The sequence below is a fragment of the Allorhizobium undicola ORS 992 = ATCC 700741 genome, from assembly GCF_000621665.1.
Classification (GTDB): Bacteria; Pseudomonadota; Alphaproteobacteria; order Rhizobiales; family Rhizobiaceae; genus Allorhizobium; species Allorhizobium undicola.
Genome location: NZ_JHXQ01000010.1, coordinates 96,399 through 122,504 on the forward strand (window position 1 = coordinate 96,399; position 26,106 = coordinate 122,504).

17 protein-coding genes, 1 tRNA gene and 1 pseudogene are annotated in these 26,106 nt (G+C 61.1%); 9 read left to right on the plus strand and 10 right to left on the minus strand.

What is annotated here, in order from left to right; genetic code table 11:
* Window positions 1–438 precede the first annotated feature (438 nt).
* Both gltB and T424_RS0112060 read left to right on the plus strand, forming a co-directional pair.
* Window positions 439–5,073 (plus strand): annotated as a pseudogene (gltB, locus tag T424_RS0112055) (glutamate synthase large subunit); the annotation flags it as partial.
* Between the two features lie 88 nt (window positions 5,074–5,161).
* On the plus strand, window positions 5,162–6,619 hold the full coding sequence (locus tag T424_RS0112060; RefSeq protein ID WP_027487960.1) for a glutamate synthase subunit beta: 1,458 nt from the start codon (window positions 5,162–5,164) through the stop codon (window positions 6,617–6,619).
* A 240-nt stretch (window positions 6,620–6,859) separates the two neighbouring features.
* Here T424_RS0112060 and T424_RS0112065 read toward each other — a convergent pair whose 3' ends face one another.
* Complete coding sequence (locus tag T424_RS0112065; RefSeq protein WP_027487961.1) at window positions 6,860–7,327, minus strand: Hsp20 family protein; 468 nt, start codon at window positions 7,325–7,327, stop codon at window positions 6,860–6,862.
* A gap of 225 nt (window positions 7,328–7,552) precedes the next feature.
* On the opposite strand from T424_RS0112065, the gene T424_RS0112075 reads away from it, so the two are divergent.
* Window positions 7,553–8,530 carry an alpha/beta fold hydrolase gene (locus tag T424_RS0112075; protein WP_027487962.1) on the plus strand — a complete coding sequence of 326 codons (978 nt, stop codon included), beginning with the start codon at window positions 7,553–7,555 and terminating at the stop codon, window positions 8,528–8,530.
* A 21-nt stretch (window positions 8,531–8,551) separates the two neighbouring features.
* Here T424_RS0112075 and hisN read toward each other — a convergent pair whose 3' ends face one another.
* Window positions 8,552–9,325 (minus strand): histidinol-phosphatase, encoded by a 774-nt coding sequence (gene hisN / locus T424_RS0112080; protein WP_027487963.1) that lies wholly within the window; start codon window positions 9,323–9,325, stop codon window positions 8,552–8,554.
* Window positions 9,326–9,666: 341 nt separating this feature from the next.
* Window positions 9,667–10,551 (minus strand): N-formylglutamate amidohydrolase, encoded by an 885-nt coding sequence (locus T424_RS0112085; RefSeq protein ID WP_027487964.1) that lies wholly within the window; start codon window positions 10,549–10,551, stop codon window positions 9,667–9,669.
* 180 nt (window positions 10,552–10,731) lie between these two features.
* Between T424_RS0112085 and cpdR1 the strand changes: the two genes are divergently transcribed.
* Together cpdR1 and T424_RS0112095 are read left to right on the plus strand one after the other, a co-directional pair.
* Window positions 10,732–11,094 (plus strand): response regulator CpdR1, encoded by a 363-nt coding sequence (gene cpdR1, locus T424_RS0112090; RefSeq protein WP_027487965.1) that lies wholly within the window; start codon window positions 10,732–10,734, stop codon window positions 11,092–11,094.
* Between the two features lie 82 nt (window positions 11,095–11,176).
* Window positions 11,177–11,251 (plus strand) — tRNA-Val (locus tag T424_RS0112095).
* 142 nt (window positions 11,252–11,393) lie between these two features.
* Here the strand turns inward: T424_RS0112095 and T424_RS20880 are convergent.
* The 6 genes from T424_RS20880 to T424_RS0112130 all read right to left on the minus strand — a co-directional run bounded on the left by T424_RS20880 (window position 11,394) and on the right by T424_RS0112130 (window position 18,809).
* A complete protein-coding gene (locus tag T424_RS20880) occupies window positions 11,394–12,608 on the minus strand; it encodes a MalY/PatB family protein (RefSeq protein WP_037067529.1) in 1,215 nt (404 codons plus the stop codon).
* A gap of 103 nt (window positions 12,609–12,711) precedes the next feature.
* Window positions 12,712–13,461, minus strand: a complete 750-nt coding sequence (locus tag T424_RS0112110) for an amino acid ABC transporter ATP-binding protein (protein ID WP_161712567.1) — start codon at window positions 13,459–13,461, stop codon at window positions 12,712–12,714.
* A 123-nt stretch (window positions 13,462–13,584) separates the two neighbouring features.
* On the minus strand, window positions 13,585–14,874 hold the full coding sequence (locus T424_RS0112115) for an amino acid ABC transporter permease (protein ID WP_027487967.1): 1,290 nt from the start codon (window positions 14,872–14,874) through the stop codon (window positions 13,585–13,587).
* A 1-nt stretch (window position 14,875) separates the two neighbouring features.
* On the minus strand, window positions 14,876–16,138 hold the full coding sequence (locus T424_RS0112120; protein WP_027487968.1) for an amino acid ABC transporter permease: 1,263 nt from the start codon (window positions 16,136–16,138) through the stop codon (window positions 14,876–14,878).
* A gap of 231 nt (window positions 16,139–16,369) precedes the next feature.
* On the minus strand, window positions 16,370–17,386 hold the full coding sequence (locus tag T424_RS0112125) for an amino acid ABC transporter substrate-binding protein (protein WP_027487969.1): 1,017 nt from the start codon (window positions 17,384–17,386) through the stop codon (window positions 16,370–16,372).
* Window positions 17,387–17,582: 196 nt separating this feature from the next.
* Complete coding sequence (locus T424_RS0112130; protein WP_027487970.1) at window positions 17,583–18,809, minus strand: MFS transporter; 1,227 nt, start codon at window positions 18,807–18,809, stop codon at window positions 17,583–17,585.
* Between the two features lie 181 nt (window positions 18,810–18,990).
* Between T424_RS0112130 and T424_RS0112135 the strand changes: the two genes are divergently transcribed.
* Together T424_RS0112135 and ydiJ are read left to right on the plus strand one after the other, a co-directional pair.
* Window positions 18,991–19,797, plus strand: a complete 807-nt coding sequence (locus T424_RS0112135; protein WP_037067532.1) for an AraC family transcriptional regulator — start codon at window positions 18,991–18,993, stop codon at window positions 19,795–19,797.
* 178 nt (window positions 19,798–19,975) lie between these two features.
* Window positions 19,976–23,017 (plus strand): D-2-hydroxyglutarate dehydrogenase YdiJ, encoded by a 3,042-nt coding sequence (ydiJ, locus tag T424_RS0112140; protein WP_027487972.1) that lies wholly within the window; start codon window positions 19,976–19,978, stop codon window positions 23,015–23,017.
* A 72-nt stretch (window positions 23,018–23,089) separates the two neighbouring features.
* Here ydiJ and T424_RS0112145 read toward each other — a convergent pair whose 3' ends face one another.
* Window positions 23,090–23,989: a GNAT family N-acetyltransferase gene (locus tag T424_RS0112145; RefSeq protein ID WP_027487973.1), complete on the minus strand. Its 900-nt coding sequence runs from the start codon at window positions 23,987–23,989 to the stop codon at window positions 23,090–23,092.
* A 266-nt stretch (window positions 23,990–24,255) separates the two neighbouring features.
* Here T424_RS0112145 and T424_RS0112150 point away from each other — a divergent pair, with 266 nt between their 5' ends.
* Both T424_RS0112150 and T424_RS0112155 read left to right on the plus strand, forming a co-directional pair.
* A complete protein-coding gene (locus tag T424_RS0112150; RefSeq protein WP_027487974.1) occupies window positions 24,256–24,612 on the plus strand; it encodes a cupin domain-containing protein in 357 nt (118 codons plus the stop codon).
* Window positions 24,613–24,627: 15 nt separating this feature from the next.
* Complete coding sequence (locus T424_RS0112155; RefSeq protein ID WP_027487975.1) at window positions 24,628–26,091, plus strand: aldehyde dehydrogenase family protein; 1,464 nt, start codon at window positions 24,628–24,630, stop codon at window positions 26,089–26,091.
* Window positions 26,092–26,106 lie beyond the last annotated feature (15 nt).

A 26,106-nucleotide genomic window follows, 5' to 3' on the forward strand; every position in this document is an offset into this window, starting at 1 on the left:
CCTCGCAGCACGGATGCGCGGCGCGGATCGGGCCATGAAAATCGACATGGAGACAGGATAAAGCGGCAGACACCCGCTTTCCCTGGTGTAGGCCGTTGCAGATCCATATTCAATCGTCGCAATTTGTCTGGCAGGCAAACCGGAAAAACAGCAATTTCGCGATTTCGTCGCGGCAATCAGCGCAACAAAGCGCAATACTCGTCATTTCCCTGATAATTTTCTTGCGCATCCTGTAGAGTGAGACCGATTGTCCGCTTGCGTCCATTAACAGTTTCTGGCATACAAAAGCCGAAATTAGGTCAATCTTTCTGACCTAAATCGGCAAACAAGCCGACCTGACCGACTGGAGGGACTGAGATGATGAAGATGACGCCATCCCAGATGATGACGACGAGCGGCGAGAAATGTCCCAGCGCCCCGAAGACGGGCCTGCCTGCTCTTCCCGCCGCACAGGGCCTTTACGATCCGCGCAACGAACACGATGCCTGCGGCGTGGGCTTCATTGCCCATATGAAGGGTCAGAAGTCGCACCAGATCGTCAAGGACGGGTTGTTCATCCTGGAAAACCTCACCCATCGCGGCGCTGTCGGCGCCGACCCGCTGATGGGTGACGGCGCGGGCATTCTCGTGCAGATCCCAGATCGTTTCTTCCGCGAGGAAATGGCCAAGCAGGGCATCACCCTGCCCAAGGCCGGTGAATATGCCGTGGGTCATTTCTTCTTCCCGCAGGACGAGGAGCAGATCGCGCATTTCAAGAAGGTGATCGACGAGGTTTGCACGGCGGAAGGCCAGCATCTCATCGGCTATCGCGACGTGCCGGTCGATAATTCCTCGCTGTCCAAGGCGCCAGACATTGCCGCCACCGAGCCGCGCCACATTCAGGTCTTCATCGGCGCGGGCACCGATGCCGCCACGCAGGAAGCCTTCGAACGCCGCCTGTTCTTGCTGCGCAAGGTGATTTCCAACCGCATCTACGACGAGTTCGGCGGTCAGGAAACCGGCTTCTATCCGGTGTCGCTTTCGGCCACCACCATCGTCTACAAGGGCATGTTCCTGGCCTATCAGGTTGGCGCCTATTACAAGGATCTTGCCGATCCGCGCTTTGAAAGTGCGGTGGCGCTGGTCCACCAGCGTTTTTCCACCAACACCTTCCCCTCGTGGAAGCTGGCGCATCCCTATCGCATGGTCGCCCATAACGGTGAGATCAACACGCTGCGCGGCAATGTCAACTGGATGGCGGCGCGTCAGGCCTCGGTATCCTCGCCGCTGTTTGGCGATGACATTTCCAAGCTCTGGCCGATTTCCTATGAGGGCCAGTCCGATACCGCCTGCTTCGACAATGCGCTGGAATTCCTGCTGCGCGGCGGCTATTCCATGGCCCACGCCGTCATGATGCTGATCCCGGAAGCCTGGGCCGGCAACCAGCTGATGAGCGCCGAGCGCAAGGCCTTCTATGAATATCACGCCGCCATGATGGAGCCGTGGGATGGTCCTGCCGCCGTCTGCTTTACCGATGGCAAGCAGATCGGCGCAACGCTCGACCGCAACGGCCTGCGCCCGGCCCGCTACCTCGTGACCGACGACGACCGCGTGATCCTGGCGTCCGAAGCCGGCACCCTGCCGGTGCCGGAAGAAAAGATCGTCAAGAAGTGGCGTCTCCAGCCCGGCAAGATGCTGCTGATCGACATGCAGGAAGGGCGCATCATTTCCGACGAGGAGGTCAAGTCCGGCCTCGCCACCCAGCATCCCTATCGCGAATGGCTGGATCGCACCCAGCTCATTCTCGAAGACCTGAAGCCGGTGGAACCGCGGGCGCTGCGCCGCGACGTGTCGCTGCTCGACCGCCAGCAGGCCTTCGGCTATACCCGCGAAGACACCCATATCCTGATGTCGCCCATGGCCACCACCGGCCAGGAAGCTGTCGGTTCCATGGGCACCGATACGCCGATTTCGGCCATGTCGGAGAAGTCGAAGCTGCTTTACACCTATTTCAAGCAGAACTTCGCGCAGGTCACGAACCCGCCGATCGATCCTATCCGCGAAGAGCTGGTGATGAGCCTCGTCTCGTTTATCGGCCCGCGTCCCAATATTCTCGACCATGAGGGCATGGCCAATGCCAAGCGCATGGAAGTGCGCCAGCCCATTCTGACCAATGGCGATCTGGAAAAGATCCGCTCCATCGGCCACATGGAAGACCGTTTCGACACCAAGACGCTGGACTTCACCTATGACGTGGAGCGCGGCGCCGAAGGTATGCCGGAAATGCTGGACCGGCTGTGCGAGCGGGCGGAAGCGGCCGTGCGTGGCGGCTACAACATCATCGTGCTGTCCGACCGCCAGATCGGCCCGGACCGCATCGCCATTCCGGCGCTCTTGGCAACCGCCGCCGTGCATCACCACCTGATCCGCAAGGGACTGCGCACCTCGGTGGGCATTGTGGTGGAATCCGGCGAGCCGCGTGAAATCCACCATTTCTGCTGCCTTGCCGGTTTCGGCGCGGAAGCCATCAACCCCTATCTTGCCTTCGATACGCTGCTCGACATGCACAAGCATGGCGCCTTCCCGCCGGAGGTTTCCGAGGATGAAGTCGTTTATCGCTACATCAAGGCGGTCGGTAAGGGCATTCTCAAGGTCATGTCCAAGATGGGCATTTCCACCTATCAGTCCTATTGCGGCGCGCAGATTTTCGATGCGGTCGGCCTGTCTTCGGAACTGGTAGAGAAGTATTTCTTCGGCACCGCCACCACCATCGAAGGCGTTGGCCTTGCCGAAATTGCCGAGGAAACCGTGGGCCGTCACCGTTCGGCCTTCGGCAAGGACCCGGTTCTGGCCAATACGCTCGATATTGGCGGCGAATATGCCTATCGTATGCGCGGCGAAAACCATGCCTGGAGCCCGGACTCCATCGCAGCCCTGCAACATGCCGTGCGCGGCAACAGCCAGGACCGCTACCGCGAATTCGCGAAAATGGTCAACGAAACGGCGCTGCGCATGAACACCATTCGCGGCCTGTTCAAGATCAAGTCGGCGGAACAACTGGGCCGCACGCCCGTTTCCATCGATGCGGTCGAACCGGCAGCAGAGATCGTCAAGCGTTTCGCGACCGGCGCCATGTCCTTCGGCTCCATCAGCCGCGAGGCGCATACGACGCTGGCCATTGCCATGAACCGGATCGGCGGCAAGTCCAACACCGGCGAAGGCGGCGAGGAAAGCGATCGCTACATGCCGCTGGCCGATGGTTCGATGAACCCGGAACGCTCGGCCATCAAGCAGATTGCCTCCGGCCGTTTCGGTGTCACCACCGAATATCTGGTCAATGCCGACATGTTGCAGATCAAGGTTGCGCAGGGCGCCAAGCCCGGCGAAGGCGGCCAGTTGCCCGGCCACAAGGTGGATGCGACCGTTGCCAAGACCCGCCACTCCACGCCGGGTGTGGGCCTCATCTCGCCGCCGCCGCATCATGACATCTACTCGATCGAAGATCTCGCGCAGCTCATCTACGACCTGAAAAACGTCAACCCGGCTGCCGATATTTCGGTCAAGCTGGTCTCGGAAGTGGGCGTAGGCACGGTTGCCGCAGGCGTTGCCAAGGCCCGCGCCGACCACATCACCGTTGCCGGTTTCGATGGCGGCACGGGCGCCTCGCCGCTGACTTCGCTGAAGCACGCGGGCAGCCCCTGGGAAATCGGCCTTGCCGAAACCCAGCAGACGCTGGTGTTGAACGGCCTTCGTTCGCGCATCGCGCTTCAGGTGGATGGCGGTTTGAAAACCGGCCGTGACGTCATCATCGGCGCATTGCTGGGGGCTGACGAATTCGGCTTTGCCACCGCACCGCTGATTGCCGCTGGCTGCATCATGATGCGCAAGTGCCACCTGAACACCTGCCCCGTGGGCGTTGCCACGCAGGACCCGGTTCTGCGCAAGCGTTTCAAGGGCACGCCGGAGCATGTCATCAACTACTTCTTCTTCGTCGCCGAGGAAGTGCGCGAAATTCTGGCCTCGCTTGGCTTTACCAAGCTGGACGAAATCATCGGCGCTTCCGAAATCCTCGAAAAGGACGATATGCTGGCCCACTGGAAGGCCAAGGGTCTGGACTTTACCAAAATCTTCCACAAGGTTCCGGCTCCCAAGGCCGCAACCTACTGGACCGAGCGCCAGGAGCATCCGATCATCGATATTCTCGACCGCAAGCTGATCGAGAAGGCCATGCCTGCTCTCGAAAGCAAGCAGCCTGTGGTATTCGATGTCGATATCAAGAATGTAGACCGCTCGGCGGGCGCCATGCTGTCTGGCGAAGTGGCCAAGCGCTACGGCCACAAGGGCCTGAAGGACGACACGATCCACGTGACCCTCAAGGGCACGGCCGGCCAGTCCTTCGGGGCGTTTCTGGCCCGTGGCGTGACCTTCGATCTGGTCGGTGACGGCAATGACTATGTCGGCAAGGGGCTTTCGGGTGGCCGCATCATCGTGCGCCCGCCGGAAAATACCCGCATCGTCGCGGAAAACTCGATCATCGTCGGCAATACCGTGCTTTACGGCGCGATTTCCGGTGAATGCTATTTCCGTGGCGTGGCCGGTGAACGCTTTGCCGTGCGCAATTCCGGCGCCATCGCCGTTGTCGAAGGCGTGGGCGACCATGGCTGCGAATACATGACCGGCGGTGTCGTCGTCGTCATCGGCGAGACCGGACGCAACTTCGCAGCCGGCATGTCCGGCGGCGTGGCCTATGTTCTCGACGAGAAGGGCGATTTCGCCAAGCGCTGCAACATGGCCATGGTCGAGCTGGAGCCCGTGCCGGAAGAAGACGACATGCTGGAGAAGCTGCATCACCATGGCGGCGACATCATGCACAAGGGTCTGGTGGACGTGTCGGAAGACATGACCCGCCATGACGAGGAGCGTCTCTACCAGCTGGTTTCCAACCATCTGCATTATACGGGTTCGGCCCGCGCCAAGCAGATCCTGGACAATTGGGCGGAATATCGTCCGAAATTCCGCAAGGTCATGCCGGTGGAATATCGCCGCGCGCTGGAAGAAATGGAACGGATGCGCATGGGCGTTGCCGCCGAATAATCTTCAAGCCTCGGCATCCCGGCCTCCGGGATGCCTTCACGCACGGCAGGTCCGTGACACAGAGGTTTCAGTTTAGCAGGACGAGAAAATGGGTAAGGTAACAGGTTTCATGGAAATCGACCGGCAGGTGGCGAAGTACCAGCCTGCCTCCGATCGTATCCGTCACTACCGGGAATTCACCATTCCGATGTCGGATGCCGAAGTCACCAAGCAGGCGGCGCGCTGCATGGATTGCGGCATTCCCTATTGCCATGGTCCAACCGGCTGTCCGGTGCATAACCAGATCCCGGACTGGAACGATCTAGTCTATAACAACAAGTGGGAAGAGGCGATCCGCAACCTCCATTCCACCAACAACTTCCCGGAATTTACCGGCCGCGTCTGCCCCGCGCCTTGCGAGGAAGCCTGCACGCTGAACCTGGAAGACACGCCCGTTGCCATCAAGACCGTGGAACAGGCCATTGCCGACAAGGCCTATGAGCTGGGCTTCATCGTGCCGCAGCCCGCCACCATCAAGACCGGCAGGAAGGTCGCCATCATCGGCTCCGGGCCGTCTGGTCTGGCCGCGGCCCAGCAGCTTGGCCGCGCCGGTCACGACGTGCATGTCTATGAGCGCGAGAGCAAGCCCGGCGGCCTGCTGCGCTACGGCATTCCCGACTTCAAGATGGAGAAGAACTTCATCGACCGCCGCGTCGAGCAGATCAAGGGCGAAGGCGTTACCTTCCATTGCGGCGTCAATGTCGGCGTTGACGTGACCATGGACGCGCTGCTGGCCGAGCACGATGCCGTTCTTTATTGCGGCGGTTCCGAAACCCCGCGCGAGGCAGGCATTCCCGGCGTTGAATTCCACGGCGTCTATGATGCCATGCCCTATCTGGTGCAGCAGAACCGCCGCGTCGGCCGCGAAAACATCGACAGCGCCGGCTGGCCCTCCGAGCCCATCGTGGCGGGCGGCAAGCATGTCGTGGTGGTCGGCGGCGGCGATACGGCGTCCGACTGCGTTGGCACCGCCTTCCGTCAGGGCGCAGTGAAGGTCACGCAGCTCGACATTCGCCCGCGTCCGCCGGAAAAGGAAGACAAGCTTGCCGTCTGGCCGTTCTGGGCCACCAAGATGCGCACCTCCTCCAGCCAGGCCGAAGGCGCCGTGCGCGAGTTTCAGGTCGGCACGCTGGAATTCGTCGGCGACGAAGACGGTGTGCTGACCGGGGTGAAATGCTGCCAGGTGGATGAGCGCCGCCGCCCGGTTCCGGGCACCGAGTTCATCATCAAGGCCGATCTCGCCTTCATCGCCATCGGCTTTTCCGGCCCCTTCACCGATAGCGTCATCAAGGATCTGGGCGACCGGCTCACCCTCAACACCGACCGGCGCGGCTCCACCAATGTGGTCGCCAATGACCGCGACTACCGCACCTCGGTGGACAAGCTTTGGGCGGCAGGCGATGTGCGGCGCGGCCAGTCGCTGGTGGTCTGGGCCATTCGCGAAGGCCGCCAGGCTGCACGCGCCATCGACGAGGCGCTGATGGGATCGACCGTTCTGCCGCGGTGATGCAGCGTCGATATAAACAATAAGGGCGGCCTGCGAGCCGCCCTTTTCATGTCTGTGGCAGATGTCTTGGTGAACGCGGGTTCACCTGCATTGCTCTTACATCTTGTTTCCGCGATTTTGCTGGACGTGCTAGAGCCTTTCATTGTTTCACGGAAACGGTGAAAGGCTCTAACTATTTGTTTTTACGCATTTTCGGACGGAAAACCGGTTTCCACTTTTCCTGAAAATGCTAAAGCCGTCTCAGGCGAGCTTGGCCTCGATGGCCTTCGGCGTGCTGACGGGTTCGGCGGAAATCGCGATCCGGCGCGGCTTCATGGCTTCGGGAATATTGCGCAAGAGATCGATATGCAGCAGACCGTTTTTCAGCGAGGCAGCTGTTACCTCCACATGGTCGGCAAGCTGGAAGCGGCGCTCGAAGGCGCGCTTGGCAATGCCGCGATAGAGGAATTCGCTCTGTCCGGCGGGCTCGTCCTCGGCCTTTTCGCCTTTGACGGCCAATACATGGGCATGAGCCTCGATGCTGAGTTCGCGCTCATCGAAACCGGCCACCGCCATGGTGATGCGATAGGTATTTTCGCCGGTACGCTCGATATTGTAGGGCGGATAGCTCTGCGCCTGGTCCGGCTGGCCAAGGCTGTCCAGCATGGTGAACAGGCGGTCGAAGCCAACGGTGGAACGGTAGAGCGGGGAAAAATCAACGTGACGCATGGATGTCCTCCTGAGAAGCGACGATTGCGGTTGTGACGGACCGATACCCCTTCAGTGGCTGTAGCGGCCGCATTCGCAGGCCCTTTCGGCACCCGCAGACTTCAGATGGGAATGGCGCGCTCCCGGTTCAAGACCCTGCATTGCGCCAAGGTGGCGCTTGCCTTTTTGCGTGGCAAAGGGTCTGGTGAGATCACCCATGTCCGCGTGAGTTGAGAAGGCCCTTGCATGGATCACGTGCTGCACGACATTCCGCAAAACCCCATGCCGGAACCGCATCGTTCCGGCTATTTCACCGCCCATGACGGCGTGCGGCTGCGCTATGGCCTGTTCAAAAGCACCAGGCCCGCCAAAGGCACTGTCGTGCTGGTGCATGGCCGCAGCGAATGCATCGAGAAATATTTCGAAACCATTCGCGATCTCACCGAAGCCGGGCTTTGGGTGGCAACCTACGACCTGCGCGGCCAGGGACTTTCCGACAGACCGCTGAAGGACCGCCTGCGTGGCCATGTGCGCCGCTTCGAGGACTATGAAAAAGATCTGACAAGCTTCATCGAAAGCGTCGCCCTGCCCGATGGACGCCTGCCGCTTTACCTGCTGGCCCATTCCACCGGCGGGTTGATTGCCCTTTCGGCAGCGCCCCGGCTTGGCAACCGCATTCAACGCATGGTGCTCTCCGCACCCTTTGTCGGCCTGCACGGGGAAATCATGGCGGCACGCAAGATCTTTGCGCTGGCGCGGCTCGCATCCCTTTCTGGTTTTGGCACCATGGCCTTTTCCAAGGGCAGCCGCCCGCCGCTTTTCGACGGAAACCCGCTGACGGGAGATGAAAAGCGCTTTGCGCGCAACATCTCGATTGCCGTCAATGTTCCGGAACTCGCCCTCGGCCCGCCCTCGGCCCGCTGGCTGCACGAGTGCGACAAGGCCATTCGCCGTGTCCAGAGCCCCGCCCACCTGACCCGGATCACCATACCCACGCTGGTGATTGCGCCAATGCAGGATGGCGTCGTGCCATTTTCGGCGCAGGAACATCTGGCCCGGAATTTCCGGGCAGGCCAGATCCTGCCCATTGCCGGTGCGCGCCACGAGGTGTTTCAGGAACAGGACCGCTACCGCACGCAGGCGCTGGCGGCGCTGCACGCTTTCATTCCAGGCAGCGATGCAGACGCAAACCTGGGCGGCGAGGAAAATATCGAGGAGGCCTGACGTCGGCTCCGTGGCAGCAGATCAGTCCTGCAAAAGCGCCAGTGCCTGCCGATGCAGGCTTTGCGACCCCGCCGCGATGATGGCGCCGCCCTCTTCCGGCGAACCGCCCGTCCATGTGGTGATCACGCCACCGGCCTGGCGGATGATGGGAATGAGCGCCCCGACATCATAAGGCTTCAGGCCGGTTTCTATCACCAGATCGACAAACCCCGCCGCCAGCAATACATAGGCATAGCAATCAACGCCATAGCGCGTCAGCCGAACCTCATTGCGCACGGCATCGAAGCGATTTTTTTCCTCAGGCAGGAATATATCCGGCGACGTGGTGTAAAGCACGGCATCGCCGAGGGTCTCGCAAGCCCTGGTCTTCAACTGCCGCTCGCCATCCGGCCCGCTATACCAGGAGCGCTCGCCATCGGCGAAGTACCGCTCGCCCGTAAAGGGTTGGTCCATCAGCCCCATGACGGACTGCCCGCCCTCGCGAAAACCGATCAGCGTACCCCAGGTCGGCAGGCCGGAAATGAAGGCGCGCGTGCCATCGATCGGATCGATAACCCAGACAAAACGCCTTTCCAGCCCGATATTGCCCTGTTCTTCGCCCAAAATACCGTGATCGGGGAATTCCGCCTCGATCAAGGCGCGAATGGCACGTTCGGCAGCCTGATCGCCTTCCGTCACCGGATCGTAACCGCCCCTGTCCTTGTTGACGACATCAAGCCCCGTGCGAAAACGCGGCAAGGTCTCAAGGCGGGCCGCAGCGGCAAGGCGTTCGAAAAAGTCACGGCTGGGACGCATGAGGGCTCCTGGGACGGGGATCAGCCCGTCAGTTTAAAAGGCTATATGCTCCATAACCGGCATTGCCGAGAGTGTGAAGAGCAAGTGGCACGCAGGGATGGGAAGAAAAAATGCCTATTTCTTGAGCCTGCATAAAAAACCAACAAAACCGCTTGACATTTGTGCGGCGCAATATACAGTGAAGTCACAGTCTTCCGACTGTAAATGCCCTCCTTGGGTGTTTCCTCCCTAGACTTGACCGCGCTTCCAGCGCGGTTTTTTTTGCCTCGACATCGCGCAAAGCCGCACCTTTGCGCAAAGGGGCGCACTGCAAGCAATCGGTAAAAATGTGAGAAATGCGGCTATTCCGCCGCCCAGGCGCCTTCACCGCGCAGATCCGCGGCATAAAGCGCCATGCGCTGGATGAAGCTCGAGAGCATTTCCGCCAGAAGCGCAAAATCCGGCCTGCGTTCCAGCGTGACCTCATCGACGTAAAGAGCGCGATTGATCTCGATCTGCAAGGCGTGCAGGCCTCGGCCCGGCCGCCCATAATGCTCGGTGATGAAACCGCCGGCATAAGGCTTGTTACGCACCGCCGTGAAGCCGAAATCTCCGAGAATTTCCAGGGCGGCCTGCGTGAGTTCGGCAGAAGCGCTGGTGCCATAGCGATCGCCAATGATGAAATCCGGCCGCAGGCCCGAACCGGAAATACGAATATTGCCAGGCATCGAGTGGCAATCGATGAGAATGGCCGTGCCGAAAGCTGCATGGGTGCGCGCCACCAGCCGCCGCAGGCAGGAATGATAGGGCTTGTAGAAGCGCTCGATGCGGGAAAGACCTTCCTCCACACTCAGCCGACGTTGATAGATCTCCATGTTTTCGGCGACGATGCGGGGGATGGTGCCAAGCCCGCCCGCCACCCGCACGGAATTGCTGTTGGCATAGGAGGGCAGCGGACCGCTGAACATGCGCGGATCGAGCTCATACGGCTCGCGATTGACATCGATAAAGGCGCGCGGAAAATTCGCCTTGAGAAGCGGAGCACCCCGCAGCGGCGCATCCGCAAAAAGCTGATCGACGAAATGATCCTCGGAGCGCCGGATTTCCAGCCCGTCCAGCCGGGCGCTTTCCAGAAACTCCTGTGGATAATGACGTCCGCTATGGGGGGAGTTGTAAACGAAGGGAATTGTCTGATGCGCGGGCTCCAGCACGTCAAACAGCTCGAAATCCGTTGCCTCGGGCTGCATCATACCCCTTCTTTACCAAATCACGATGTTGCTACATGACATATGTTGCCAGCAGGCGTGTTTGAAGTCCATATGCACGCCTCACCCCTACACTTTCCGCTTTCACAGGATATTTACAGAGCGGGGAATATTTGGGAAAGCTGGCATCAGCCCAATCATCTATCGAGTAACGGTCCTTCAATGACTCAGAAAATCCTTCTCGCCGAAGACGACAACGATATGCGCCGCTTCCTGGTGAAGGCGCTGGAAAAGGCCGGCTACAAGGTCGCCTCCTATGATAATGGCGCAAGCGCCTATGACCGCCTGCGCGAAGAACCCTTCTCCCTGCTGCTGACCGACATCGTCATGCCGGAAATGGACGGCATCGAGCTTGCCCGCCGCGCCACCGAACTGGACCCGGACCTCAAGGTCATGTTCATCACCGGCTTTGCCGCCGTGGCCCTGAATGCCGACTCCAAGGCCCCCAAGGATGCAAAGGTGCTATCCAAGCCCTTCCACCTGCGCGACCTGGTGAATGAAGTGAACAAATTGCTGGCGGCATAAGCACTTAGGCGTTTATTGAAAGGCCCGTCAAAAAAGCAGTTGACGGGCAAAGGCCTTTTATGGTCTATGCCGCTCATCGGATGGGCGTGTAGCTCAGCGGGAGAGCACTACGTTGACATCGTAGGGGTCACAAGTTCGATCCTTGTCACGCCCACCATCCTTTTCAAGGGCTTAGCGAGAAATCGCTGGGCCCTTTTTCATGAGCTTAAATGGTTCGCCAAAGGATCTGCCACCTTCGTGCATCTTATCCAACGCACGACGACGAATGCGCCGCCCTTTCCAGTTCGGCGCTCTCGTGATCAGCCGTTTTTGTGGGCTGCAAGTGCTGCCTGCAATCGCTCGATTGCCTCCTCCACGGTGGCGCGCGGGCAACCGAGGTTGATGCGCATATAGCCGTGTCCCTCGACGCCGAATTTCTGGCCCTTGTCCAGCCAGAGGCGCGCCTTGGTCAGCATGAAATGTTCAAGGGCGGCCGCGTCCATGCCGAGCCCGCGGCAATCCATCCAGGTCAGGTAGAGTGCGTCGGCGGGAAGCACCTCTATCCCGGCCTTCAAGCCATTGATTGCGGTTGAAAAATGGGCGTGGTTGCTTCGGACCTGCTCCAGAAGTGCGTCCAGCCAGGGCTCGCCATGACGATAGGCCGCTTCAGCGGCGACCAGGCCCATGGCGTTGACGCGAGGATAGAGATTGCGTTCCAGCTGCCGCTGGAACTCCCCCTTGAGGCGTGGATTGGGGATGAAGGCATTGGCGCATTGCAAGCCGGGCAGGTTGAAGGTCTTGGACGGCGCAGTGCAGGTGATTGAAATGTCCGCAAGCTCCGGCGAAAGGCTGGCGAAGGGCACGTGCCGGCAAGCCGGATTGAGGATCAGATCCTGGTGAATTTCATCGGAAATCACCAGAATCCCGTGACGGGCGCAGATTTCGCCCATGCTGCGCAATTCCTCTTCGCTCCAGACATTGCCCGTGGGATTGTGTGGATTGGACAGAATGAAAATCCGGGTATTGGGACGGATAGCCGCCTCGAAAACCTCCGGATCGTAGCTATAGCCACCCTGCCGGCGCTGGAGCGGTGCAAAGGCCGGAAAACGACCGTTAAGCAGCACATCATCGTGAAAATGCGCATAGACCGGCGGCTGGATCAGCACGCTGTCACCGGGATTGGAAAAGGCCTGAATGATGGTTTTCAAGGCCGTGATGACACCCGAAACAGGAACGATCCACTCCGGCGCGACATCGAAGCCGAAGCGCCGCTTCTGCCAGCCCCGCACCGCTTCGAGATAGGACGGATTGTGGGCTGACGAATAGCCGAAAACCGCTGTTTCTGCCGCCCGCACCATGGCCTCGATAACCGGCCTCGGTGGCTTGAAATCCATATCCGCCACCCACATGGGCAAGGGATCGCAGGCCGCCGCCGCCGGCGAAAGCAACTGGCTTGCACTGTCCCATTTGAGGGAATTGGTATTTCGGCGGTTTTCAACCGCTTCCAGCAGCGGCAAAATCGAAGACGATGTCATGGCAGCCTCATTTGGAAAACATGCATATAGAGCATTTCCAGAAAAATGTAGTCACGGTTTTCCATCCGAAAATGCGCAAAAACAAAAGCTTGAAGCACGCCGGTCAGTGACGCAGGATCTGGCTGAGGAAAAGCCGCGTGCGCTCCGATTTCGGGGCGTTGAAGAAATCCTGCGGATTGTTTTCCTCGATAATCTGCCCCTGATCCATAAAGATCACCCGGTTGGCAACGGCTTGCGCAAAGCCCATTTCATGGGTCACGCACAGCATTGTCATGCCGTCTTCCGCCAGTTTGATCATGGTGTCCAGCACTTCCTTGACCATTTCGGGGTCCAGCGCCGAGGTGGGTTCATCAAACAGCATGATGCGTGGCTTCATGCACAGCGCCCGCGCAATGGCCACCCGCTGCTGCTGCCCGCCGGAAAGCTGGCCCGGATATTTATGGGCCTGATCGGGAATCTTGACCTTTTCCAGAAAATGCATGGCCAGCGCATTGGCTTCCCTGCGCGGCATTTTGCGAACCCAGATCGGCGCCAGCGTGCAGTTTTCCAGAATGGTCAGATGCGGGAAAAGATTGAAATGCTGGAAGACCATGCCCACTTCCGAACGCACCAGATCGATATTCTTCAGGTCGGACGAAAGCTCGATCCCGTCAACGACGATGCGTCCCGTCTGGTGTTCCTCCAGCCGGTTGATGCAGCGGATCATGGTGGATTTTCCAGAGCCGGATGGCCCTGCGACAACAATACGTTCCCCCCGCCGCACGGTCAGATTGACATCGCGCAGCGCATGATAGGTGCCGTACCATTTATTCATATTCTCGATGCGGATGGTGATCTCGTTGGAGATGCCCATCTGTTCGGCACCTATGCTTTCTGCCGCTAGATGTACCATGGCAATGATCCTTCGCGAATTCAGTGTGGTTCAGGAGGTGTTCAGGCCGGTCTGCTGCCGGCCTGAAAGGCAGCAAAGCGCCGGTCAGCGGTGGTCGGTTTTCAGCCTGCGCTCCAGATGCATGGAATAGCGCGACATGCCGAAGCAGAAGAGAAAGAAAAGCCCGCCGATGAAAATGAACAACTCCCAGTAAATCCCCTGCCAGTCGGTGCTGGCCCGGATGGAATTCGACAGCGCCACCGGATCGAGAAGGCCGATGAACACCACCAGGGTCGTGTCCTTGAACAGGCCGATAAAGGAATTGACGATGCCGGGAATGGAAATTTTCAACGCCTGCGGCATGATCACCAGGGCCTGTGCCTTCCAGTAATCCAGACCCAGGGCCTCGGCCGCTTCATATTGGCCCTTGGGCAGCGCCGCCAGACCGCCGCGGATGACCTCGGCCATATAGGCCGTGGCAAACAGCGTCACCATGATGATAACCCGCAGGATCAGATCGAAATTCGTGCCGGGCGGCAGGAAATAGTTCAGCAGAAGCGATGCCGTGAACAGCATGGTGATCAGCGGCACGCCCCGGATGAACTCTATGAAGATCACGCTGATGGATTTGACCAGCGGCATTTTCGAGCGCCGCCCCAGTGCCAGCACCACGCCGAGCGGCAAAGACAGCGAGATGCCGGTGACGCCAATGACGATCGACAACAGAAAACCACCCATTTCGCGGGAGGAAACCGCCGGCAGCATGAAAGGCAGCAGCGAGGCGGCGGCTGTAGAGACGGGCGATGCCGCAAAAAGCCACCAGAGAACCGCCCCCGCCAGCGCAAGCCCCGCGGCAAGCCCGCCAGCCCTGAGCCGGGATATGGCAAGCAGCAGAGCGGCGACGATGAAGCCCATATAGACCGAAACCGGCAGCCACAAAGTGCCGCCCCAGATCAGCCAGTAGGCGAGACCGGGAAACAGCGCGCTGAACCACAACATGCGCCGCGGCAAAGGCGGAAACAGCACCGGCGCCAGCGCAACGAGCATCAGGCCGAAGGCCAGGACCGGGCGCCAATAAAAGGCGGAGGGGTAAAAGCCGAAGAGAAGCTGCGTCCAGCGATCGCGCACCACGGCAAAGCAGGCGCCCTCGCTGCCTGCCAGAATCTGGCGACATTCGCTCAGCGAATGAGCGTTCCATACGGAATGGTAAAGCCATGGGCCGATGGCGCGGACCATGAGCACGAGGGCAATCAGTGACATCACGGTCAAGAGGCCACTGACCCAGTTGCCGAAAAGGCTCTTGCGCAGCAGGTTCAGCGGGCTCGTCTCGCCCGCCGGGGGCGTGCGGGCCGAAAGCATTTCGGTTCTGACGAAGGCAAGGTTGGACTGGCTCATATCACCGCTCCTTCAGCCCGATACGGGCATTAAAGACATTCATCACCCCGGAAATCGTCAGGCTGATCGCCAGATAGATCATCATCAGCAGCAGCATCCCTTCCAGCTCGCGGCCGGTCTGGTTGATGGTGATGCCGCCAAGCGTCGAGCGCAGATCCATGTAGCCCACCGCAAGACCCAGCGAGGTATTCTTGGTGATGTTCAGATATTGCGAGATCAGTGGCGGCACGATCACCCGCATCGCTTGCGGCAGCACCACCAGCCGCATGGTTTTTCCGGGTCGCAGGCCCAGGGCGTGGGCAGCTTCCGACTGGCCTTTCGAGATGGCCAGAATGCCCGCACGCACGGTCTCGGCAATGAAGGCGCCGGTATAAACGCTCAGGCCGAGCCACATGGCGATCAGTGCGTTGCGCAATTGCAGCCCGCCCTGGAAGTTGAAGCCACGCAATTCCGGATAGCCCAGATGGAAGCCGAGCACCCACAAGAGCACGATCGTCGGGGCAAAAAGAACGAACAGGCTTTTCCACCAGGTCACAGGCCGCTCGCCGGTGCGGCTCTGCACGCCCGCTGCATGTCTGAGAAGCGCACGATTGGCAAGGAAAGACGCCACAATGGTGAAAAGCACCGCCAGCGTTGCAATATCCGGCTGCACCACGCCGAGATTGAGCGTGCCAAGATCACGGACGAACAAAGGCACCGGAACGAAGACGCCGCGATTGGTGATGGCCACGGCATCGAAAATCATGCTTGCCGAGGCATTGGCGCCCTTGAAAGCGCTGGGCGCGGGTACCGCCTCGCTCATGATGGCGCCGAATACGAGGATCCACATCAGCAGGGGAATATTGCGGAACACCTCGACATAGACGGTCATGAGCCGCGCGACGATGGGATTTCCCGACAGCCGCAGCACGCCCGCCACCACGCCGATGACGGTTGCCAAGGCGCAGGACATGAGCGCCAGCACCAGCGTGTTGAGAAGTCCCACCAGCGCCGCGCGGCCATGGCTCATCTGCGTATCATAGGCAATCAGCTGCTGGTTGATGTCGTAGCCTGCCTTGGACCACAGGAAGGAAAAGGAGAAATCCTTGCCCAGCAGGGCAAGATTGCGCACGGTATTGTCCACCAGCCAGGCTATGCCGAGCATCAGCGCCATGAGGACGACGATCTGGATGGTATAGGAACGGTAGCGGCTGTCATTGAGCAACATGCTCAACCGGAAAGCCTCCTGCGGCTCCCGCGAAGGGAGAGAGATTGCGTTTGCCATTGGTGATACCCCGCCATTGCCGAGCCAGGGCTCCGGCAAGCGGCCGGAACGAAGGTCTCGCGTCAGCTCTGTCTTCTGGAAATTCGCCGGCTGCGGGAAGGCCCGGCCCCTGCCGAGCAGAGGGCTGGCCGCGCCCGCACGCCATGCTGCAAGTGCATCGGCCCGGTTATCCGGGCCTATGCGCCGGCCTTTTGTCTTTCATGCGACAGGTCGAGGCTGTCTTTCAGACTCTCACCGGAAAGGCTGCGAGTAGATCATGCCGCCCTTGGTCCACTGGGCGTTCATGCCGCGGGCCAGCTTGATCGGCGTCTCGGTACCGAGATTGGCATCGTAGATCTCGCCGTAATTGCCGCCCGCCATGATGGCGCGCTTGGCCCAATCAGCGTCGAGCCCGATCATCTTGCCGAGATTGCCATCCTTGCCAAGCAGGCGCTTGATTTCAGGATTTTCCGTGCTGGCGGCGATCTGGTCGGCATTGGCCTTGGTCACGCCCAGCTCTTCGGCGGCAAACAGCGCGTTCTGCGTCCAGTGAACAATGTCAGCCCACTGTTCGTCGCCCTGGCGAACGATCGGCCCCAGCGGTTCCTTGGAGATGACCTCCGGCAGGATGATGTGATCGGCAGGATCCTTGAAGCTTGCGCGCACCGAGGCGAGGTTCGAGCCGTCGCTGGTATAGACGTCGCAGGCGCCGGCCTGATACTGGCGCTCGCCTTCGGCGCTGGAATCCACCGGCACCGGCTCGTAGGTCATCTTGTTGAGGCGGAAATATTCGGCGAGATTGAGCTCGGTCGTGGTGCCGGACTGGATGCAGATCGTTGCGCCGTTGAGGTTGGCCGCAGAGGTCACGCCCAGTTCCTTCTTCACCATAAAGGCCTGACCGTCGTAGAAATTGGTGCCCGCAAAGGTCAGCTTCAGGTCCGTGTCACGGGAGAAGGTCCAGGTCGTGGCGCGCGACAGCACGTCGATTTCCCCGGATGCAAGCGCGGTAAAGCGGGTCTGACCGGTGGTCGGCACGAAATCGACCTTCATCGGGTCGCCGAGAACGGCTGCGGCCACGGCCCTGCAGATCGCCACGTCGAAGCCCTGCCACACGCCCTTGGCGTCGGGAGCGGAAAAGCCTGCCGTGCCTGAGCTTACGCCGCAATTCAGCTTGCCGCGCGCCTTCACGTCATCGAGCGTACCCGCCATGGCGCTGCCCGAAAGGATTGCCGCCGCGCCAAGCGTGGCCAGAAAAAGAGATGTCTTCATTTTTGTTCCCCTTGTTGGTTGTTTTGCAAACGGAGTTCCATGCCCTGCTCCTGTTCGTTTCTTCCCCCTGGATTTGCCGCAATGCTCCCACATCACGGCATTCTTTCCTTTCCCGGAGCCCAGTGCGGCCCCGATCGTTGCACCCTGCCCCCATCCAGTCAAAGGGCACGGCGATCCTTGTTTGCCTTTGGCAGGTTCAGGCGCCAATCGCTGCGCGGCGTCCATAGGTTGCCATCAGCGTTACCAGCGCCAGCACCAGCGGAATGAAGGCGAGAGCCAGAACCGTATTCCAGCCATAGGCCGTCAACAGCCCGCCAGACAGGAAGGAGCCGAAGGTCATGGTGCCGAACACGGCGAAATCGTTGAGTGATTGAACCCGCGCCTTTTCCTCCGGGCGGTGACATTCCAGCACCAGCGCCGAGGCGCCGACAAAGCCGAAATTCCAGCCAACGCCCAGCACGATCAGCGTGATCCAGAAATGCGCCACATCCGTTCCGGCAAGCCCGACGGCCGCCGCCGCGCCGGTCAGCACCAGCCCTGCCATGACGACGCGCGGTGCGCCGAAACGGGTAATCAGCCTGCCGGTGAAGAAGCTTGGGCCGTACATGGCGATCACATGCCACTGGATGGCGAGGTTGGAGGATTCCTGCGACAGGCCGCAGATCTGCATGGCCAGGGGCGCTGCCGTCATCAGGAAATTCATCAGCAGATAGGAAACGACGCCACAGGTCACGGCAGTCAGAAAGCGCGGCTGACGGGCAATTTCGCCCAGACTGCGGCCTCCGGCACTTTCCGTTTTCGTAGGCTTTGGCAGACGCACGCCGATGAGAAGCAGTGCCGAGGCCACCGCAAGCCCCGCTTGCGCAATATAGCTTGCGGCAAACATGTAGGGCATGGACAGATACATGGTGCTGTTGACGATTTGCGGCCCGATCACGCCGGCAAAAACACCGCCCGCCATTACGAAGGACAAGGCGCGCGGGCGCTTTTCCGGAGATACGCAATCGGCAGCGGCAAAACGGAACGAAAGCACCACGGCGGCATAGGCTCCGCCGAAAAACGTCGCCAGACAATAGAGCCAGAAGGATCCGGCATAAACCGCCAGCGACGCCAGAAGCCCCACCAGCACGCCACTTCCCGTTCCCACGAGAAATGCAGTGCGCCGGCCGTAGCGCTGCGCGATCATCCCGGCGGGCAAGGTAGACAAGGCCATTCCCACGACGAACATCGAAATCGGCATGGTGGCGAGCGCAGGCGTGGGCGCCAGCGAATGACCGACAATGGCGCCCGTGGAATAAACCATGGCAGAATTGGCGCCGCCAAGCGCCTGGGCAATCGTCAGCCGCGCCAGATTCCCGCGCGCGGACCGTTCGAGATCCCGATGGGCGGGCTGTATTGCTTCATGGGCTGAAATGTCGGACATGGGCACGCCTGCGCTTGAGAAAAGGGAACCGCAGCGGCCCTGCCCGCCCCGGTCGATCTTGGTCACATCGCCTCTTGAGATTGGAGGTTAACGAAAAGACAGATGGCTGTATTTCAATGGCGGGACAATCGATATAGAATAGCTGCCAAAATGGGGATCAACCTCAAATGGGGATCAAGCCATGTGGCACGCCATTCATACGCCCGAAGGCCTTTCGCCCCCGCAACCGCTGACGGTTCGGGCACAGTCCATTCCCGCGCGTCATTTCTTCCCGGAACATTCCCACACCTGGCACCAGATGGTCTACGCCGTTTCCGGGGTTTTGACCGTCTATACCGAAAGCGAGTCCTTCGTCATCACGCCCGACAAGGCCGCCTGGCTGCCTCCCGGCGTCGTGCATCGGGTCGGCTCGCTGCTGGGGGCGGTGTTCCGCAGCCTGTGGATTGCCGACGAGGCGGGCGCAAGCCTGCCCCGTGTTCCCACGATCTTCATGATGTCGCCCTTGTTGCAGGCCCTGATCCTGGAGGCCACGGAACTGGGAAAGGACAGCGACAACGGCCCGGACGATGGCTATCGTGGCCGCGTGACCACCCTGATTTTCGACCAGCTCGGCCGCGTGCAGCCGCTTCCTTCGGCTTTGCCATGGCCACGCAGCCCCGCCCTGACGAAATTGTGCGAGGCGCTTTACCTCGACCCCACCGATGACCGCAGCCCCGAGGAATGGAGCCAGACGCTCAACCTTTCGCCCCGCACGCTTGCAAGGCGGTTCAATATCGAGCTGGGCATGAGCCTGCGCTCATGGCGCCGGCGGCTGCGGTTGTTCCGCTCCATCGAGTTGCTGGGCGGCGGGCTTGGCGTGACGCAGGTCGCCATGGAACTCGGCTATGGCTCCACCTCCGCCTTCGTCTATGCCTTCCGCACGGAAATGGGCAGCAGCCCGCAGGCCTATATGCGCCGCCGCCTGCCCAACGGCGAGGACATGTCCTGATGATACCGCCGTCAGCACCGGCCCCATCCGCAACTCTTTCACGCAAGGATGTGGCACGCATCTTCAAGCGTTGCTATAGCTTACCGGCCCTGTGCCTTTTGTTTCCATGCAGTCCCGAAGGAAAAACCGCAACGGCATCCTTTTCGGGGCAATGCGCCAGTATGAGTGTGCTTCTGCCATGATCCCTCGCCTGACCGCCACCCTGCCTGCCTGCCTGCCGGATGCGCCCCTGTTCGACGCATTGGTGGAAGCGGGTTTTTCCGGCGACATGGAAAAGGGCGCGGCCAGCCGGATCGTCGCAGCCACCGACAATTCCATCTATCAGGTGCCGCCCGTGGCGGTGTTGTTTCCGCGTGCCGCCGCCGATCTTCGCATTCTGGCCGAGGTGCTGGCCAAGCCCGAATTCCGCACTGTTTCCATCACGCCCCGCGGCGGCGGCACCGGCACCAATGGCCAGTCGCTGACCTCCGGCGTCGTGGTGGATTGTTCGCGCCACATGAACACCATTCTTCATATCGATCCCGAACGCCGGGTGGCCCGCGTTCAGGCGGGCGTGGTGAAAGACCAGCTCAATCAGGCGCTGCAACCCTACGGCCTGTTCTTTGCCCCGGAATTGTCCACCTCCAACCGCGCAACGATTGGCGGCATGATCTCCACCGATGCCTGCGGCCAGGGCTCCTGCCTCTACGGCAAGACCAGCAATCACGTGCTCGGGCTTCGGGTCGTGCTGATGGACGGCACCGATTTATGGGTTCGCCCGCTGGACGAGGCCGGCCTTGCGGCGGCCACAGCCCTGCCGGGCCGCGCTGGCGACATCTACCGCACGGTGGAGCGCATCACGCGCGAAAGAAGCGAGGACATCGCCCGCATCTTTCCCAAGCTCAACCGCTATCTGACGGGTTACGATCTGGCGCATGTACGCCGCGATGACGGGCATTTCGATCTCACCGCCATTCTTTGCGGCTCGGAAGGAACGCTGGCGATGATTGCCGAGGCGGAGATCAACCTCCTGCCCATTCCCGCCTGCGCGGCACTGTTCAACATTCGCTACGACGATTTCAATACCGCCCTTGAGGATGCCCGCGCCCTGGCCGGGCTTGGCGTGGCTTCCGTGGAAACCGTGGACGAAAAGGTGCTGGGCCTGGCCAAGGGCGACATGGTGTGGAGCCGGATCGCCCCCTTCTTTCCCGAGGCCGGGGAAAGAAGCGCAAACGGCATCAACATCGTCGAGGTCCTGGCAGACGATCCCGCCACGCTGGAAGAGCATATCGCCCGCGTGGCGCAGGCTCTCGACGGCGCGGCCATGCGCCATGCGGGCTATACCATCGCGCGCAATGCGCAGGATGTGGAAACCATCTGGCTGATGCGCAAACGCGCCGTCGGCCTGCTGGGCAATGTGGATGGCCCCGTCCGCCCCGTGGCCTTCGTGGAAGACACGGCCGTGCCGCCGGAAAATCTCGCCGCCTATATTCGCGAATTCCGCGCGCTTCTGGATGCGGAAGGTCTTTCCTACGGCATGTTCGGCCATGTGGATGCAGGCGTTCTGCATGTGCGCCCGGCACTCGACCTCACACGCCCCGGCCATCAGGCCATGGTCCGGCGCATCAGCGATGCGGTGGTGCAACTCACCCGCAAATATGGAGGCGTGCTGTGGGGAGAGCATGGCAAGGGCGTGCGCTCGGAATATGTGCCGGAATTTTTCGGTTCGCTCTATCCGGCCCTTCAGGACATCAAGGCGGCCTTCGATCCGCAGAACCGGCTCAATCCGGGCAAGATCGCCACCGCTGACGGCTCGCCGCTGCTGCGCATCGACGATGTGCCGCTACGCGGCAGCTTCGATCGTACCCTCGGCGATGACATCCGCGCCGCCTTCGACAATGCCGCCTATTGCAACGGCAATGGCGCCTGCTTCGATTTCGATACGGCAAGCCCGATGTGCCCTTCCTACAAGGCCACGCGGGACAGGCGCTTTTCCCCCAAGGGCCGCGCCTCGCTGATGCGCGAATGGCTGCGCCTTCTCGCAAGCCGGAACATCGATCCCCGCCATGCCGCACAGCGCCACACCCGGCTTGCCGGGCTGCTGCGCGCCCCTGTCAGGGCCGTGAACAGCCTCAACCCCGCCAATGCCGATGATTTTTCCCATGCCGTGCGCGAGGCCATGGACACCTGCCTTGCCTGCAAGGCCTGTAGCGGCCAATGTCCGGTCAAGGTGAGTGTTCCGGCCTTCCGCTCGAAATTCCTCGAGCTTTATTATACCCGCTACCTGCGCCCGCTTCGACACCCGATCATTGCCAGCATCGAAACCACCATGCCGCTTTTGGCGCGCATCCGCCCGCTTTACAATCTGGCAACCGGCACGCCCATCGGGCGAAGCCTGCTTGCCCGCCTTGGCCTGACCGCCCTGCCCGCCTTGCCGCCACGCTCGCTGGAGGCTGAATGCAGGGCGCTGGAACTGCCGCTTGCCCGCTTGGCGGACATGCAGGCGCTTTCCCCGCACGAGCGGGCCAGATGCGTGGTTTTCGTGGCGGATGTCTTCACCGCCCGCTTCGATACCGCCGTGCTGTCAAGCGCCGTGAAGCTTGCCCGCAAGCTTGGCCTCTCGCCCTATCTTGCCGCACCCCATATCAACGGCAAACCCATGCATGTGCATGGCTATCTTGCCGCATTCCGCCGGGCGGCCATCGCAACCCGGACCTATCTCGACGGCCTGGGCTCGCTTGGCGTGACGCTGGTTGGCCTTGATCCTTCAATGACGCTGACCTTCCGCAGCGAATATGCCGCCCTGCCGGAAACCCGCCTGACGGCGCCGGTCCTGCTGCCGCAGGAATGGCTGAGCCAGCATCTGGCGGCCATTGCCGCGGCAAAGCCTGCCGCTTCCAGCCAGGCCACGCTGCTTGTTCACTGCACCGAACGCAGCAATGCAACCGCAAGCCTTGCCGCGTGGAAAGGCATCTTCGACGCAGCCGCCATAAAGCTCGACATTACCGAAACCGGCTGTTGCGGCATGGCGGGAACCTTCGGCCATGAAAGCGCCAATCGCGCGATCTCCGATCGCCTTTACGACATGAGCTGGAAAGCCGAAGTGAACAAGGACCGGCCCGGCCATGCCGTGATGGCAACCGGCTATTCCTGCCGCGCACAGGTGCGCCACATGAACGGCAAAGCCCTGCCCCACCCGCTGGCTGTTCTGGAAGCAAGGCTTGCCGGAGGCAGTGATTGAGGGAAATTCACGGCTGGCGTGAAGCGGAAACGGTGGCTTTCGTAACCCTGACGCTCCGCCCTGCCGGATGCTTCAGCCAAAGGATTGCGAGGCCAGCCCGTAGACGACCGGCTGGCCATCCCCGCCCTCGCCATAGCTGGCGGCGTCGGTCGTCACCATTGTCTTGACCGTATCATAGACGCCCAGACCCGATTGGTGAATGAAATTGGCGAAGTCACCCGTTTCGAAGCGAAGGTCGATGCGCAGGAAAGTGCCCACATGGGCCCGAATATGCGGCTCAGTGACGGCTATGGCCTGCGCGTCGCTCGCGGCCACGACCGGCCCGATCACATGCCCGCGACCGAAGCGGCGCCTCATCGCATAGGCCAGCAGCCGCTCCCCGTCATAGAGGCCATAAGAGATCGAGCGTTCGAGCAGCCGAACGAGGTGAGCGCGCCGCGCCACGCCGAAGGCGGGTGCGTCCAGCGCCGTCAGGGCGTCTATATCGCCGGGATCCATCTGTCTCAGCGTCAGCCCATCGGCAATGGCGGCCGTTTCAGGCGGCGTGACGGCCTCGCCCTGGCATTGATAGATGGTTCTTTGCGGGCGAAAACCCAGCGAGGCATAAAGGCGGCGGGCATCGCGGGTGGAGATGAGACGCAGATCCCGGCCCGCGCAATCGGCAAGAATGCGCTCCACCAGCCATCGCGCCGCGCCATTGGCCTGGAGCCGTGGCGAGGTAATCAACATGCCGAACGTGGCGAAGCTTTCTCCATGCGGAAACCACATGGACGAGGCCGATATACGCCCGATTTCATCCAGCGCCACGAAGCCGTGCCCGACCTCGCGCACATGCTGCCAATCGGCGGCCCGATGCGGCCAGCCAACGGCAATGGACAACGCCTGAAGCTGCGACAGCTCGGCCTCAGCAATGTCGGCCGTGCGCATCTCAAAGGCATCGACATGCAATATCTGTGGTATCTTCGTGTCCATCCCTCACCCAGCCGCGATAAATCCCTATGGCAGGCCCAGCAGAAAGCCCCTCTCTCCCAATGATGATGGTAGCGCGAGCCCGGCGAAACATTTCACTGCAAAGCTGCGGTTGCGCACAAGATTGCACCGTATCCGCTTCACTTTCAGCAGCCATCCCTTTGCCTGACGGCTAACCTTGGCCATCAGACCGGAAGATGGCGCCAGCTGCGTCATCCGCCCTGCCCGCGCCATGGCGCAGTCGAAACACCATTATCGAAGGGACAAGCATGTCGCTCCTCAAGACCATCGACACCAACCCGTCATTTGCGCCGCGTGAAGGCCGCCCCGCGCCGGACAGGCTGATTTCCGGCGATCCGCAATTCAAGACATGGGCGCAGGATGAAGCGCATGGCGAACTGGTCCACACCGGCGTCTGGGAGGCGACCCCCGGCCTGACCCACTCCATCAAGGGCGAGACCTTCGAATTCTGCCACATCCTGTCGGGCGTCGTGGAAATCACCCCCAGGGATGGCGAGCCGGTCGTCTACAAGGCAGGCGACAGCTTTGTCATGAAGCCGGGCTTTGTCGGCGTGTGGAAGACCATCGAAACCGTTCGCAAGATCTACGTCACCGTCACACCCTGACCCGGAGGCATGGCGATGAGCCTGAGTTTCGACCCTGACAGCCTGAGCCTGCCTGCGGGACACTTCATCGGTGGCCGGTTCGTCGCCGCCGGGGGCGAAATCCCCATGCAGCGGCCATCCGACGCAAAGACCTATGCCGACTGCCCGATAGCCGATGCCGATCTCGTCGATCAGGCAGTACAGACGGCAAAATCGGCCCTGAAATCCAGCAACTGGGGCGGAATTCGCCCGCGTGAGCGGCTCACGGTTCTCAACCGCTGGGCCGATCTCATCGAACAGGAGGCCGAAACGCTGGCCCGGCTGGAGGCGGTTTCCTCCACCCGTCCTGTCGGGCAACTGGTGGCGGGCGACATCGCCGTTTCTGCCGAACAGATCCGCTTCTTCGGCGAATTCGCCGACAAGGAAGGCGGCGATCTGGTGCCGACCGATGACGGCAATCTGGGCATGATCATGACCGAACCCTATGGGGTGGTGGGCGCCATCACGCCCTGGAATTTCCCGATCAACATGGCGGCATGGAAGCTTGGTCCAGCACTTGCCGCCGGCAATGCCGTGGTTCTCAAGCCATCGGAAATGACGCCCTTCTCCACGCTCTATCTTGCCGAGCTGGCCGTGCGGGCAGGCATCCCGGCAGGCCTTGTCAACATCGTGCTGGGCGATGGCTCGACCACCGGCACCGCCCTGACCGGCCACCCCGACATTGCCAAGATCAGCTTTACCGGCTCGACCCGCGCGGGTGCGGCAATCATGGAAAACATCGCCCGCACCGGCATCAAGCCGATGACGCTGGAACTTGGCGGCAAGAGCCCGCAAGTGGTCTTTGCCGATGCCGACATCGAAAAGGCGGCAGCGGCAATCACCGCCAGCATCACCGCCAATGCCGGACAGGCCTGTGTTGCAGGCTCCCGGCTGATCGTCGAAAAAAGCGCCGCAGCCCCCCTCGCGGAGGCCATATCGCAGCGGATGAAAACCGTTATTCCCGGCCCGACCTGGGATGCGGCAAGCCAGTATTCGCCGATCATTTCCGACAGGCAGCGCCAGCGTATCGATACCATCGTCAAGGCCGCGCTTGCCGCCGGCGCCGAATGCCTGACAGGCGGCTTCGCCATGGACGGCCCCGGCTATTTCTATGCGCCAACCCTGCTTTCCGGCATCGATCAGGCCTCGCCTGCCGTGATCGAGGAAATCTTCGGTCCCGTTCTGACCTTGCAAACCTTCGAAGACGAGGAAGAGGCGCTGACACTGGCCGACCACCCGAGCTACGGCCTTGCTGCGGGACTTTTCACCAGCGATCTCTCGCGCGCCATCCGCTTCACCCGCAGATTGCAGGCAGGCACCATCTGGGTCAACCGCTATGGCCGTTCGCGTGACCATATTCTGCCCACCGGCGGCTACAAGCAATCGGGCATCGGCAAGGATCTGGGGCGGGAAGCATTTCATTCCAACCGTAAAAGCAAAAGCGTGCTGATCGGCCTTTAAAGCATGGCGCGCAAA

Excerpts from the sequence above, each read along its gene's own strand:
- T424_RS0112065 (WP_027487961.1), bottom strand. The coding sequence starts at position 7,327 with ATGCGTCACGTTGATTTTTCCCCGCTCTACCGTTCCACCGTTGGCTTC.
- T424_RS0112125 (WP_027487969.1), bottom strand. The coding sequence starts at position 17,386 with ATGAAGACATCTCTTTTTCTGGCCACGCTTGGCGCGGCGGCAATCCTT.
- cpdR1 (WP_027487965.1), top strand. The coding sequence starts at position 10,732 with ATGACTCAGAAAATCCTTCTCGCCGAAGACGACAACGATATGCGCCGC.
- hisN (WP_027487963.1), bottom strand. The coding sequence starts at position 9,325 with ATGCGTCCCAGCCGTGACTTTTTCGAACGCCTTGCCGCTGCGGCCCGC.
- T424_RS0112145 (WP_027487973.1), bottom strand. The coding sequence starts at position 23,989 with ATGGACACGAAGATACCACAGATATTGCATGTCGATGCCTTTGAGATG.
- T424_RS0112085 (WP_027487964.1), bottom strand. The coding sequence starts at position 10,551 with ATGCAGCCCGAGGCAACGGATTTCGAGCTGTTTGACGTGCTGGAGCCC.
- T424_RS0112150 (WP_027487974.1), top strand. The coding sequence starts at position 24,256 with ATGTCGCTCCTCAAGACCATCGACACCAACCCGTCATTTGCGCCGCGT.
- T424_RS0112135 (WP_037067532.1), top strand. The coding sequence starts at position 18,991 with ATGTGGCACGCCATTCATACGCCCGAAGGCCTTTCGCCCCCGCAACCG.
- T424_RS0112115 (WP_027487967.1), bottom strand. The coding sequence starts at position 14,874 with ATGAGCCAGTCCAACCTTGCCTTCGTCAGAACCGAAATGCTTTCGGCC.
- T424_RS0112120 (WP_027487968.1), bottom strand. The coding sequence starts at position 16,138 with ATGGCAAACGCAATCTCTCTCCCTTCGCGGGAGCCGCAGGAGGCTTTC.
- T424_RS0112155 (WP_027487975.1), top strand. The coding sequence starts at position 24,628 with ATGAGCCTGAGTTTCGACCCTGACAGCCTGAGCCTGCCTGCGGGACAC.
- T424_RS0112075 (WP_027487962.1), top strand. The coding sequence starts at position 7,553 with ATGGATCACGTGCTGCACGACATTCCGCAAAACCCCATGCCGGAACCG.
- T424_RS20880 (WP_037067529.1), bottom strand. The coding sequence starts at position 12,608 with ATGACATCGTCTTCGATTTTGCCGCTGCTGGAAGCGGTTGAAAACCGC.
- ydiJ (WP_027487972.1), top strand. The coding sequence starts at position 19,976 with ATGATCCCTCGCCTGACCGCCACCCTGCCTGCCTGCCTGCCGGATGCG.
- T424_RS0112060 (WP_027487960.1), top strand. The coding sequence starts at position 5,162 with ATGGGTAAGGTAACAGGTTTCATGGAAATCGACCGGCAGGTGGCGAAG.
- T424_RS0112110 (WP_161712567.1), bottom strand. The coding sequence starts at position 13,461 with ATGGGCATCTCCAACGAGATCACCATCCGCATCGAGAATATGAATAAA.
- T424_RS0112130 (WP_027487970.1), bottom strand. The coding sequence starts at position 18,809 with ATGTCCGACATTTCAGCCCATGAAGCAATACAGCCCGCCCATCGGGAT.